This is a genomic window from Epilithonimonas hungarica (genome assembly GCF_900102265.1).
Taxonomy (GTDB): Bacteria; Bacteroidota; Bacteroidia; order Flavobacteriales; family Weeksellaceae; genus Epilithonimonas; species Epilithonimonas hungarica.
This window is the reverse complement of record NZ_FNBH01000001.1, coordinates 405780-419953: the sequence shown is the minus strand read 5'-3', so window position 1 is coordinate 419953 and position 14174 is coordinate 405780. Positions and strand designations below refer to the sequence as shown.

10 protein-coding genes are annotated in these 14174 nt (G+C 37.4%); 3 read left to right on the top strand and 7 right to left on the bottom strand.

Features of this window, described 5'->3' with window-relative positions:
- Positions 1-111: 111 nt before the first annotated feature.
- From BLT30_RS01910 to rpsL, 6 genes are all read right to left on the bottom strand, one after another.
- Positions 112-564 (bottom strand): low affinity iron permease family protein, encoded by a 453-nt coding sequence (locus BLT30_RS01910; RefSeq protein WP_089870956.1) that lies wholly within the window; start codon positions 562-564, stop codon positions 112-114.
- A gap of 100 nt (positions 565-664) precedes the next feature.
- A complete protein-coding gene (locus tag BLT30_RS01905; RefSeq protein ID WP_089870954.1) occupies positions 665-2893 on the bottom strand; it encodes a zinc-dependent metalloprotease in 2229 nt (742 codons plus the stop codon).
- 245 nt (positions 2894-3138) lie between these two features.
- Positions 3139-3444, bottom strand: a complete 306-nt coding sequence (gene rpsJ, locus BLT30_RS01900) for a 30S ribosomal protein S10 (RefSeq protein ID WP_002661363.1) — start codon at positions 3442-3444, stop codon at positions 3139-3141.
- 18 nt (positions 3445-3462) lie between these two features.
- Entirely contained in the window at positions 3463-5580 is a 2118-nt protein-coding gene (gene fusA, locus BLT30_RS01895) for an elongation factor G (RefSeq protein WP_089870952.1), read from the bottom strand.
- 6 nt (positions 5581-5586) lie between these two features.
- Entirely contained in the window at positions 5587-6063 is a 477-nt protein-coding gene (gene rpsG / locus BLT30_RS01890) for a 30S ribosomal protein S7 (protein ID WP_027383324.1), read from the bottom strand.
- Between the two features lie 23 nt (positions 6064-6086).
- Positions 6087-6500, bottom strand: a complete 414-nt coding sequence (gene rpsL / locus BLT30_RS01885) for a 30S ribosomal protein S12 (protein ID WP_027383325.1) — start codon at positions 6498-6500, stop codon at positions 6087-6089.
- A 223-nt stretch (positions 6501-6723) separates the two neighbouring features.
- Between rpsL and BLT30_RS01880 the strand changes: the two genes are divergently transcribed.
- Positions 6724-7200, top strand: a complete 477-nt coding sequence (locus BLT30_RS01880) for a Dps family protein (RefSeq protein ID WP_089870950.1) — start codon at positions 6724-6726, stop codon at positions 7198-7200.
- A gap of 37 nt (positions 7201-7237) precedes the next feature.
- Here BLT30_RS01880 and BLT30_RS01875 read toward each other — a convergent pair whose 3' ends face one another.
- Positions 7238-8833, bottom strand: a complete 1596-nt coding sequence (locus tag BLT30_RS01875; protein WP_089870948.1) for a hypothetical protein — start codon at positions 8831-8833, stop codon at positions 7238-7240.
- Between the two features lie 100 nt (positions 8834-8933).
- On the opposite strand from BLT30_RS01875, the gene BLT30_RS01870 reads away from it, so the two are divergent.
- On the top strand, positions 8934-10568 hold the full coding sequence (locus BLT30_RS01870) for a T9SS type A sorting domain-containing protein (RefSeq protein WP_089870946.1): 1635 nt from the start codon (positions 8934-8936) through the stop codon (positions 10566-10568).
- A 225-nt stretch (positions 10569-10793) separates the two neighbouring features.
- Positions 10794-14141, top strand: a complete 3348-nt coding sequence (locus BLT30_RS01865; RefSeq protein ID WP_089870944.1) for a methylmalonyl-CoA mutase family protein — start codon at positions 10794-10796, stop codon at positions 14139-14141.
- The last annotated feature ends 33 nt before the right edge of the window (positions 14142-14174 follow it).

Below are 14174 nucleotides of genomic sequence, written 5' to 3'. Positions count from 1 at the left end.
TATGAATATTTTTTATATTGGCAAATAAATATTCGGAAATTATTTGATAATTTGTGAGTTACGAGATTTTAGCAAAATATTCATTTTAGAATCGGCGTTTGAATAACATATTTATAATTCCTGATTTTTATTCTGGTATTTGCTCTTATGCTTATTCTCGGCTGCATCTATCGAGTAGCATTTATGGATATTCTCAGCTTGTTTGGATAGTTCAGCGATCTTCACAAAATATTTATGAAGCTGGTCCAACTCTTTTTCTGTGAGATCTTCTATATCCACCATCCTGTTACTTGCTTGTTTGTTTGCCGCAATCAATTCGTTAAGTTTCAATTGGATGGCTTTACTGTCTTTATTCTGTGCTTTTTGGATCAGAAAGACCATAAGAAAAGTAATGATTGTTGTTCCTGTATTGATTACCAATTGCCACGTTTCCGAATACTGGAAAACAGGACCTGTGACCGCCCAGACCACAACGATTAAGACAGCTCCTATGAAAGCAGATGAACTCCCTGTAAAATTGGTTGCCCAATTTGAGAATCTCTCGAAAAGATTTTTATTATTCATTTTTTATTTTCAAAGTTAAATCAAATAAACATTTTATGATAACAAGAAAAAAGGCCTCCAAATTGAAGGCCTTTTCTTAATAGTTATTGCATTAGGATCACTAGTCTTTTACAAATTTAGTTTTAACTACGATTCCATTATTATCTATGTTGATAAAGTAAACGCCCTTTGTTAGCTTGTTCACCATAACCTTACCTGTTGACAAAGTTCCCTTGGAAACAATTTGACCGGCAGTATTGAAAATCTCGTAAGATGAAGATGGAGAAGCATTAGAAACATTCAGCACATCTTTTACAGGGTTTGGATAGATCTGAACTGATTTTGTATTAACATCAGACACTGCCAAATTGGTTTTTGTAATTGTAAAGTTCGCATCCGAAACATCGAAGAAGATATTCCCGTTAGCTTTTACCATAATTCTTGCGGTTGTTGTATCCAGATTTGGAAGAATAACAGATTCGGAGCCGTCATTAGGCACTGAAGTTGCCAAAGTTGACCAAGTAGTTCCTCCATCTGTTGAGATCAGAATATCAACATTAGCACAACTTACCGGAGAAGCAGTTGTAGATGCCACGTCCCAAGTTATGGTCTGTGTACTAGCCCCAGCATAAGTAACGGCTGTATTAGGGACAGTTACTTTGAATGGTCCCGATGCTGCATTGACTGTAACTTTCATATCGTCATAAGCATTTGCTCCACCTCCTGTCTTATTATCTCTTACTGTAAGTCTGAAATTAAGTGTTCTCGCAACGCTTGGCAAATATTCAACATTTAATTCTGTAGCAGCAGTGAACAAATTACCTGTCAATATAGTTGTCATGTTAGGAAAATACCTTGTTGGCGATGTTGTAGGCGAATAAGACCTGAAGTTAACTCCTGAAGTCTTAGTTGCGGTAGGATTTGTTGTTGATGAGTTTTGAAGATCAAATTGTTCCCAATCATAAGTAAGAGCATCACCATTAGCATCAGTTGCAGAACCTGTCAACATAAAAGGAGTACTTTTCGGGATTGTATAATCCGCTCCGGCGTTTGCAACAGGAGCAGTATTCCCGTTAGAAGTATTTACCGAGCAATTCCCTAATGTAGTTTTCATGTAATTCGTTATATCCCTGATTGAAGCAGAATGGAAATAAGCATCAGAATGTGCCTGAACATCTTTAGCAGTAATCCCAGCATATCCCATGATCGTAGAACCAGAACCAGGCTCCATTTGTGAAGGGTTGCCTTCTGCTCCATGTGTAAAAGTATGCCACCCTCCGAATTGATGTCCCATCTCATGTGCCACATAATCAATATCAAAATTGTCTCCTACCGGCGTACCACTTCCTGGAGAAGTAAATCCTTGCCCCTTATGCTTATACCACTGGTAAGTTGAGTCATATGTATTACTGCTATCGCATACACATCCAATACATCCTGCGGATCCACCACCACCAGTACGTCCGAACAAATGTCCTATATCGTATTTCGCATCACCAATACCATAAGTTGATCCCATTAAAACAGCCTTAAGCTCGTCATTCCAGGCTCCAGAAGCTCCTGCAGTTGCAGAAGAGTAAGGGTCTGTGCTTGCACTTGTAAAAATGATATTTTCTTCTTCAGCAATTAAGTTCATATGAATGGAAAACTCATTTTCAAAGACCCCGTTCACACGTGTCATTGTTGTATTCATTCTAGCTAGGGCATTGGCTACCGACCCTGCCCAAGCACCGTATTCTCCTGTACAAGACAGCGCTAATCTGTATGTTCTTAGTAATCCGTCATCAGCACTTTTTCCATCTATGTTGTCGGAGTTCTTTTTTGTAAGATTAGGAACTTTACATTCAAATTCTTTCGCAATACCCTTATCATCTGTTCTTTTAAAAACAACATAAGAAGACAGGTCTGCTGTGTATGGCTCTATGATATCAACAGTCCTATCGCTACGCATCTCCATTGTAGATAAGCCAAATTGAGAAACACTAAAGTAAATTTTCGAGTCTCCAAATACGCTTTCACCAACATAAGAGCGGATGTCAGCATATTTCTCCTGCAATGCAGGTTCGAAATTTGATTTTTCATAGATTCTGAAATCTTCAAACTCGCCCTCAGAATTTGGAAAACTTAAAATGATTTTGGAATTTACATGATCTATACTTTTCGGAGCTCTCTGCAAAGCACTTTTCAATGCCGTATGATCCAAAGCATACAAGCTTGGGTTTTTAAGAGACTGCAGGTTTTCCTCAACTGCAGACCTGTTTGAGAAAGTTGTCTTTTTCCACAACTTTCCGGTTTGCGCAATTCCAGCTAAGGATGCTGAAACCAACGCTAATGATAAAACTTTCTTCATATTTTTAAAATTAAGGCGACAAATGTAACATTTTATTACGATTATTTTATTAATTTAAAAAAAATTTTAAAATTTTAACAATTTGATTTAATTTATCTATCCAAAAAAACGTTTTCAATAAATTTATTAAATAAATTGTTTTAAGTTTTTTTTAAGCTGTCTTAATTTTCTCAGCATTCAAATATGAATAAAAAAATCCCTCTTCTTTCGAAAAGGGATTTAGTATCATAGCAAAATGTGATTTATCACACTTTAATTTCTACGTCAACTCCTGAAGGAAGTTCTAATTTCATTAGAGCATCAACAGTTTTAGAAGAAGAAGAATAGATATCCATCAATCTCTTGTGAGCTGATAACTGGAACTGTTCTCTTGCTTTCTTGTTTACGTGCGGAGATCTCAACACCGTGAAGATTCTCTTATTCGTTGGCAATGGAATTGGTCCGTTTACAACAGCACCAGTAGCCTTTACCGTTTTTACGATCTTCTCAGCAGACTTGTCTACCAAGTTGTAGTCGTAAGATTTTAATTTTATTCTGATTCTTTGTGACATTTCTTGTAATTTAAAAAATTAGCCTTTTGCTTTAGCAATGATATCCTCAGCAACGTTTTGCGGAGTAGCTTGATACTTCTCTAATTCCATAGAAGAAGTAGCTCTTCCTGATGAAAGTGTTCTTAGAGTAGTAACATATCCAAACATCTCAGAAAGTGGAACAGAACCTTTGATCACAACGGCACCGTTTTTCTCTTCCTGACCACTGATCGTACCTCTTCTCTTGTTAAGGTCACCAATGATGTTACCCATATACTCTTCCGGAGTTACAACCTCCAATTTCATAATAGGCTCCATAATTACTGGCTTAGCAGCACGTCCCGCTTCTTTAAATCCTAACTTAGCGGCCATTTCAAAGGAAAGAGCATCAGAATCCACCGCATGGAAAGATCCATCTTTAAGAACAACTTTAATACCTTCAACTTCGAAACCAGCCAAAGGACCGTTTTTCATTGCAGCTTTAAAGCCTTTTTCAATTGCAGGAACAAATTCCTTAGGAACGTTACCACCCTTGATCTCATTGATGAATTCTAAACCAACCTTACCTTCGTCTGCAGGTCCAAGTTCAAATACGATATCAGCAAATTTACCTTTACCACCAGATTGTTTTTTGTAAACCTCTCTGTGATTTGCAGTTTTTGTCAAGTTTTCTTTGTACTCTACCTGAGGTTGTCCTTGGTTAACTTCAACTTTGAACTCTCTCTTCATACGGTCAACAATGATATCCAAGTGAAGCTCACCCATACCAGAGATGATCGTTTGTCCAGAAGCTTCGTCAGTTCTTACAGTAAATGTAGGATCTTCTTCAGCCAATTTAGCTAGAGCGTTACCCATTTTATCTTGGTCAGCTTTAGTTTTAGGCTCAACAGCGATACCAATTACCGGATCAGGGAAAACCATCGATTCTAGAACGATCGGGTTTTTCTCGTCACACATTGTATCACCGGTTTTGATAGATTTGAAACCTACCGCAGCACCAATATCACCAGCTTCAATATATTCTACTGGATTTTGTTTGTTAGCGTGCATCTGATAGATTCTAGAGATTCTTTCTTTATCTCCTGAACGGGTATTCAAGATATAAGAACCTGCATCCAGTCTTCCAGAATATGCTCTGAAGAATGCCAATCTTCCCACGAATGGGTCAGTAGCAATCTTAAATGCTAATGCAGAGAAAGGCTCATCTACAGATGGTTTTCTTGTAATTTCAGCATCTGTTCTTGGATCAGTACCTTTGATATCATCTTTATCCAATGGAGAAGGAAGGTATTTACATACTGCATCCAGCATAAACTGTACTCCTTTATTCTTGAATGAAGAACCACAGGTCATTGGGATAATAGAAAGATCAATAGTAGCTTTTCTTAGAGCTTCGTTGATTTCGTCTTCAGAGATTGAATCCGGATCTTCGAAGAATTTCTCCATCAAAGTCTCATCGTAGTCAGCAACAGCTTCTACTAATTTCTCTCTATATTCTAGAACTTCATCCTTCATGTCCTCAGGAATTGGCACAACTTCGAAAGTTGCCCCTTGTCCTGCTTCATCCCAGATGATCGCTCTGTTTTTAATTAAGTCAACTACACCTTTGAAATCCTCTTCAGAACCGATTGGTAAAACGATTGGAACTGCATTAGACCCTAACATTGTCTTAACCTGGTTTACCACGTTAAGGAAGTCAGCACCTTGTCTGTCCATTTTGTTTACGAATCCCATTCTAGCAACTTTGTAATTGTCAGCAAGTCTCCAGTTTGTTTCAGACTGAGGCTCTACTCCATCTACTGCAGAGAATAAGAATACCAAACCATCCAATACTCTCAAAGATCTGTTAACCTCTACCGTGAAGTCAACGTGTCCCGGTGTATCGATGATATTGAAGTGGTAAGGTTTAGTTTCTGGTAAAGCTTTTCCTTGATCCGTTGGAAAGTTCCAAGAACAAGTGGTAGCGGCAGAAGTAATAGTAATACCTCTTTCAGCTTCCTGCTCCATCCAGTCCATTGTAGAAGCTCCATCGTGAACCTCTCCAATTTTGTGGTTTACACCTGTATAGAATAAAATCCTTTCCGTAGTGGTAGTTTTCCCTGCATCAATGTGAGCAGCAATACCAATATTTCTTGTATATTTAAGATCTCTTCCCATTTCAGATTAGAATTTAAAGTGCGAAAACGCTTTGTTAGCCTCCGCCATTTTGTGAGTATCACTCTTTTTCTTGTAAGCAGCACCTTCTTCTCTTGAAGCAGCTACAACTTCGTTAGCTAATTTCAAAGCCATAGACTTATCATTTCTAGCTTTAGAATATTTGATCAACCATTTCATTGCCATAGAAATTTTTCTATCAGCTCTGATTGGCATCGGGATCTGGAAGTTAGCTCCACCTACTCTTCTAGAACGTACTTCTACGTGAGGCATAACGTTTGTTAATGCGTCTTTCCAGATTTCTAATGAAGTTTTTTCCGTATCTCCTTTTTTAGTTTCTACGATATCCAATGCATCATAGAATATTTTGAATGCGATAGATTTTTTACCATCTAGCATCAAGTTGTTTACGAATCTAGTTACCAATTGATCATTAAACTTTGGATCTGGTAACAACGGTCTTTTTTTCGCTTTTGTCTTTCTCATTGTTTCTGTACCTTATTTAATGATTACTTTTTCTTTCCTTTAGCTGGTGCTGCAGCTGCCTGACCTGGTTTTGGTCTCTTAGCTCCATACTTGGACCTTCTCTGAGTTCTCCCACTAACACCCGCAGTGTCCAGTGCTCCTCTTACGATGTGATAACGTACTCCCGGTAGGTCTTTCACCCTTCCTCCGCGTACCAATACTATCGAGTGCTCTTGAAGATTATGTCCTTCGCCCGGGATATAAGCGTTGACTTCTTTACCGTTTGAAAGTCTTACCCTTGCAACTTTTCTAAGTGCAGAGTTAGGTTTCTTAGGAGTGGTAGTATATACTCTCGTACATACACCTCGTCTTTGTGGACAAGAATCAAGGGCAGCCGATTTACTCTTCTTGGTAAGTGCGACTCTTCCTTTTCTAACTAATTGTTGAATAGTAGGCATTTAATTGCTTTTTATTTTAGGGTGCAAAAATATGAATAATTTTTTAATCTACAAGTAGTTATGAAAAATTAATTTGTGATAGAATTTTCCAATATGATTCTTCGTCACTTTTTATGAATATCATTTTGAGAATACTAATTTTGGAAAGATTATTGATAATTACCGAATCACAAATAATGCTTATTAATTAAAAATTCAATTCATTAATATAATTACAAGAACTATGAAAAATGCGACATTGATCGGACTGAAAGAAGCCGACTGTAAGAAAATCTCCGAAAAACTGAATATCCTTTTAGCCAACTATTCCGTTTTCTATCAAAACACGAGAGGTTCACACTGGAATATAAAAGGTGAGCAATTCTTCACACTTCACCCCAAATTCGAGGAACTCTACAATAGTCTTGTTTTGAAAATCGATGAGATCGCAGAAAGGATCCTGACCTTAGGCGCAACTCCCGACCATAATTATTCAGATTATTTGAAAGTTTCCACCATCAAGGAGAGCAAAGAGGTAAGCGATGGAAACAAAAGTGTAGAAATAATTTTGAATTCTTTCAAAGTCGTAATCGATTTACAAAGGGAACTTTTAGATATTACAGATGCGGCTGGAGACGAAGGAACCAATTCTCAAATGAGCGACTACATCACGGAACAGGAAAAAGAGGTCTGGATGTACAATTCTTATCTTGGCAAATAGAACATAAAAGATCCTGCTTTTCGGAAGCAGGATCTTTCTATTCATATATATAAAAGTATTCCGTAACATTTCTATTGAGGTCAAATTTTTTCAAATTTTCTTTCAAAGTGTTCGCATCTTCCATATTGAAGGCGTACCAGACCACTCTATTCTGAGCGGTTCCAATACTATTTTCAATTTTCCATGACGCTACAGGGATCCAACTGTTGGGAACATGATCAGGATACCAATCTGGATAGATAACTGCCACTTTATAATGTTTTTTTGCAATATAATCTGTTAAAAAAGTGTAGAATTTGTTATTAAGTCGGGTTTCGTCCAGTCCTTTATTTTCGATATAAAATCTTGCTACATCTGTAGAACCTAAGCCTACCATATCCAACAATTGCACATTCCCAAAATAAGCGATTGCTCCAATGTCATTGGCTACTATTTTTTGACCTTTGTAAAATCGATTGAGGAATCTTCCCATTTCCACTTGTTGCTCCTCAACATTTTTAGAAGAGATCTTGACAGCGGAATCAGAAATAATAAAACGATAAACCCCAACTAAACAAAATCCCACGAAAAAAAAAGCGAACAGATAGTTAATAAGAATCTTCCTCCCAAGTTTAATTTTTTTAAAATATTCTATACCCATCGGGACCATGACCATAAGAAGCATGGCCATAAGATAATTTTCATACCTGTATCTGATCACTGCAAAAACACTTTGTAAAAGAATCGTTCCAACAATAATAAAAAGCAGATATTCTTTTTTGAAAAGAACTTTAAGTTTGGAGGACCTATATTGGTCAACCAGATAAATACCGATGCAGACCAACGGGAAAAGAAAAAGCTTGTAAAAAGAGATGTTCAGCAATATTCCTTTCTTGAAAATAGACCAAATACTTATCAAAACATTACCTTCGGGATAACTTCCTTTTATAATTACTGAATTTGGAAAAAAGAAACCACCATTCATGACAGAGATCACACCGAAAACAATAATAGGAAGAGCACCGAATAAAAAGACAAGAACAGCTTCCTTTAATTTTTTATTGAACAACAATATGATCCCGAGACAGAAAATGAAAAACATGCTCTCAAAACGAACCATTGCCAGAAAAAGAATCGTAAACAATAATTTAATTAAATCTCTCTTCTCAAAATCTGAATCGAAATTTTTCTTGATGAAATAAATTGCTACTACAGACAACAACATATGGATTGTCTGTTCCATCCCCAGGATTACCATGACATATAATAAGGAAACCGGCAAAAACAAAAATAAGCCAAGTTTCAATTCATTTTCAGAATAGAAATCCTTCAAATATTTGTATATCCAATAGGTAGTAAGATAGCCCGCCGCTACATTCAGAAACATTGGATAATAAACATTCTCGCCAAAGATCTTGATCAATGAACTTAATAATAATGTATAAAGAATAGACGAGGATGCGCTATCAAAACTATTAAAATTGATAGACCAAAATCCGGACTCGCCAAATTTTCTAGCAATCGCCAAATGGATATAAGCATCATCAATAGGATAAATAAATTGATTGCCTGATAGTTGAAAATAGGCATAAAGAAAATAAAATCCCGTAACGACAGTGAATAATAAAATATAATAGATCAAATACTTTCTCATAAAAAATCAATTCCAAAAGCGAAAATAATCATTAAATTTTTAGAAAATATATTAACTAATTCGATTATCGATTATATTTGCCTTTTAATTTTACACAGATTTGAAAAAAATTCTATTCTTTTTATTGATTTCCAATTTCTTATTCTCTCAATGGAGCATCTCCAATGCAGAAAGAAATGCACTTGTAAGTATATACAATGCTACAGATGGCGAAAACTGGAACAGAACATGGGACTTGGAAAAGGATCCCAAAACGTGGTTCGGCGTCTCTATAAAAAATGGTATGGTTGATGAGCTCAACCTTACAGGCAATGCCCTGAAAGGTGCTTTCCCAACATTCGTCTCATCACTTACCCATCTTACTAAATTAGACTTGAGTAATAATCAGCTCTCCGGAGAGGTGCCAATGGGAATTTCTTCATTAAGCTCTTTGACCAAGTTGGACATTAGCAACAACAGATTAAATGGTAATCCTACCAATTCTTTAACAGGACTTTTCAATGTCCAAGACCTCGCTTTGGGTGGCAACAGCTTTATAATTCCAGATGTCAATGGATTATTACAGGGTTACAATAACATCAAAAATCTGAACATCGCTGACCTCGGACTTCAAAACATCCCGTCAAGAATTACCACTTTCTCGAATCTTGAAAGCCTGATCTTAGACAACAATCCAATTTTGGCAAATGCTTACGGCAATATCGCCGGGCTTTCAAAGTTAACCTCACTTTCGCTTTCAGGTAATGCTTTAACACAAATCCCAACTCAGGTTTCATTATTGACACAACTTACAAGCCTTGACCTAAGCAGTAATAACCTAACAGAGCAGAACACATCTGGATTATCACCGTTGATAAATTTAGAATGGCTTTCTTTAGAGAGCAATCAATTCTCACAGATCCCAGCTCAAGTCGGTTTGTTGAAAAAGCTTCAGACTCTGAATCTTGGAAGAAATAAAATTTCAGGAGGTACTTCTATATTGGCCGGACTTCCGGCCCTTCAACAATTGTTCATGAACAACAATCTATTGTCGGGTAATATCCCTTCAGAATTTTTAGCAATGACAAAGCTATTGATGCTGAATCTCAATAGCAATCAGCTCTCCGGCGACCTCAACGATAAATTGCCGGAAATAACACATCTTAGTAACAATCGATTTAACAAAAACCAGCTATCCAATTACATTGTAGATTACAACGAGCAGACAGAACTCAATTATTCTCCTCAGCGTTATGATGAGGAAAAAGAAGTTTTAGGCGTCATCGGACAGCCTGCCAAACTAGAACAATCGCTTTCTGGGAGCGAATATACTTTCACTTGGTTCAAAAACCTGGATCAGAAAATGAATGTCACAACAACAGACCTCAGTTTCAATGATGTGGAGGAATCAGATTATGCCACCTACACTGTCGAGGCTTACACCTATTCTATTTTGGACAACTCCGTCGTTTTTGATTTATCACTTTTCCGAAATCCGATTTCTCTTGTAAAAATCCTCGGAACTGCAGAAACTGCAAAATATTTTAACATCTATCCAAATCCAACTTCAGATTATCTAAACATTGTAAGTTCAAAATATGATATTCAAAAAGTTCACATTTATGATTTAAGTGGAAAACAAATGCTCTCTGAGACCAAATCAAAAATCGATGTTTCAAAACTTCCAAGTGGCGTTTACATGTTGATCATCAAAACACAGGAAGGGAACAAAAACTTCAAATTCATCAAGCAATAATTTTTTTAGGAGCTTATCCCGCTATCCGCTGTATCTTTTTTTCGCTCGGTCGGCGTCGCTGCGCTCGCCGCCTCACTCAAAAAAGGATGCCGCTACTATCGGGGCTATTAAGTGATGTCTTAAATTTAAATTTAGCAAAAAACCTATTATCTATCAGTCTATCATCTTCCGTCTATTTTCCATTTCAAAAAAAATTTTATCTTTGGACACTATCGATTTTAAGAAATGGAAAGCACAAAATATACGCCTAAAAACAAGATCAGGATCGTAACAGCCGCTTCACTATTTGACGGGCATGATGCGGCCATCAATATTATGCGCCGTGTCATTCAGGGAACGGGATGCGAAGTCATTCACCTTGGGCACGACAAATCAGCTGAAGAAGTGGTGAATACGGCCATTCAGGAAGATGCAAACGCTATTGCGCTGACCTCCTATCAAGGCGGCCACAACGAATATTTCAAATACATCTACGACCTATTAAGAGAAAAAAACTCTCCGCAGATCAAGATTTTTGGTGGTGGTGGCGGTGTAATTCTGCCAGAAGAAATCGAAGATATAATGGCCTACGGCATCGACAGAATTTATTCTCCGGATGACGGTCGTGAGCTTGGTCTTCAGGGAATGATCGATGATTTGGTGAAAAGGTCAGATTTCGCCACCGGAAAAGAAGTCACAGTGAAAGATTTGGATTCAATCAGTTTTGAAAATTCGACCAGCATTGCCAAAATCATTTCCGCAGTCGAAAACTTCTCAGAAGAAAAACCTGAATTGGTAAAAGCTATTGATGAAAAATCAAAAGACTTAAATATTCCGATCATCGGTATCACAGGTACTGGTGGAGCCGGAAAATCTTCTTTGACGGACGAATTAGTAAGACGTTTCTTACGTTCAAATCCTGGTAAAAAAATTGCAATCATCTCCATTGACCCTTCGAAAAAGAAAACCGGAGGTGCACTTTTGGGTGACAGGATTCGTATGAATGCGATCAATGATCCGAGAGTTTATATGCGTTCGATGGCTACGAGAGAGAACAACGTTTCTGTTTCTCCGTTCATTCATTCAGCTTTGAACGTGTTGAAATTGGCTCATCCTGATGTAATCATTTTAGAAACTTCAGGTATCGGACAATCTGGTTCGGAAGTGTCTGATTTTGCGGATGTTTCAATGTATGTGATGACTCCTGAATACGGAGCTTCAACACAGTTGGAAAAAATCGATATGTTGGATTATGCAGATTTGGTGGCTTTAAATAAATCTGACAAACGTGGTGCTTTGGATGCGCTTCAGGCTGTAAGAAAGCAGTTCCAAAGAAACCATTTGCTGTGGGAAAGTCCGTTGGATGATATGCCGGTTTATGCAACAAAAGCATCTCAGTTCAATGACCACGGAACGACTGAATTGTACAACAGATTAATAGTGAAAGTTAACGAGAAATATTCTGATTTAAACTTACAGGGTTTTGTTGAGCAGGAAATTACTGACGAAGTGACGATTATTCCTCCGAAAAGAGTTCGTTATTTATCTGAAATTGTTGAAAATAACAGAATTTATGATGCAAACATCGAAAAACAAGCTGAGCTTGCAAGAAAAATGTATCATATTGAAGGCGTTAGAAATTTCCTTTCCAACGAAACTTTAGACGCTGAATATCAAAAAGCAGAAAAAGAACTTCAACAGGAAAATATCGACTTCCTAAAAACTTGGGATGATACGAAAAAAGCTTTCCATGAAGAATTTTATTCCTATTTCGTAAGAGGAAAAGAAATTAAAGTGGAGACCTCAACAGAATCTTTATCTCATTTAAGAATTCCAAAAATCGCTTTACCAAAATATACAGATTGGGGAGATCTGATCAAATGGAAAGGTCAGGAAAATCTTCCGGGAGGATTTCCTTACACAGCCGGAATTTATCCTTTTAAAAGAACAGGAGAAGACCCGACGAGAATGTTCGCCGGAGAAGGCGGACCAGAAAGAACCAACAGAAGATTCCACTACGTTTCTGCGGAAATGGATGCAAAACGTTTATCAACAGCGTTTGACTCTGTAACATTGTACGGTCAAGATCCAGCTTTACCACCGGATATTTATGGTAAAATCGGAAATGCGGGAGTTTCCATCGCCACTTTAGATGATGCGAAAAAATTGTATTCAGGTTTTGATTTGGTGAACGCAATGACTTCGGTTTCAATGACCATCAACGGACCGGCTCCGATGTTGTTGGCTTTCTTTATGAATGCTGCCATCGATCAAAATGTTGAAAAATATATTGCAGAACACAAGCTTGAAGCAAATGTTGAAAAAGCTCTAAAAGCAAAATTCGACGATAAAGGCTTAGAAAGACCAAAATATAACGGAGAATTACCTCCTTCAAACAATGGTTTAGGTTTAAAACTATTAGGTTTAACGGGAGATGAAGTAATTCCTGCCGAAGCTTATGCTGAAATTAAAGCTAAAACGATCGCGACCGTTCGTGGTACCGTTCAGGCCGATATTTTAAAAGAAGACCAAGCTCAGAATACTTGTATTTTCTCTACTGAGTTTGCCCTAAGATTGATGGGTGACGTTCAGGAATATTTTATCACAGAAAAAGTAAGAAACTTCTATTCGGTTTCAATTTCAGGATATCACATTGCGGAAGCGGGTGCCAATCCGGTTTCTCAGTTGGCATTTACGTTGGCAAATGGTTTTACTTATGTTGAATATTATTTGTCAAGAGGAATGGACATCAATGATTTTGCACCGAACTTATCTTTCTTCTTCTCCAACGGTATCGACCCTGAATATTCAGTAATCGGACGTGTAGCAAGAAGAATCTGGGCAAAAGCCATGAAATTAAAATATGGAGCAGACGAAAGAAGCCAGATGTTGAAATACCATATTCAAACTTCGGGACGTTCACTTCACGCTCAGGAAATTGATTTCAACGACATAAGGACCTCATTACAAGCACTTTATGCAATTTACGATAACTGTAATTCGCTTCACACCAATGCTTATGACGAAGCCATCACAACTCCGACTGAAGAATCGGTGCGAAGAGCGATGGCAATTCAATTAATTATTAATAAAGAATTAGGCTTAGCGAAAAACGAAAATCCGCTTCAAGGTTCATTTATTATTAAAGAATTGACGGATTTGGTAGAAGAAGCTGTTTATGCAGAATTCGACAGGATCACAGAAAGAGGTGGTGTTTTGGGTGCGATGGAAACAATGTATCAACGTTCGAAAATTCAGGAAGAATCGATGCATTACGAATGGTTGAAACATACAGGAGAATATCCGATCATCGGGGTAAATACTTTCCTTGGAAAAGATGGTTCGCCAACCGTTCGCCCGGGAGAAGTGATCCGTTCGACTGAGGAAGAAAAACAGGCACAAATCAAAAATTTAGAAAATTTTAAGAAATCCAACGAAAACCAAACCGAAGAATGGCTGCACAAACTTCAAATTTCTGCCATTAACCAGGAAAATCTTTTTGAAGTGATGATGGATGCGGTGAAATATTGTTCGCTTGGGCAGATTACGAATGCGCTGTTTGAAGTGGGTGGGAAGTATAGGAGAAATATGTAGGCGAAAGTCGCCAGCCAATTATTTAAAATTACC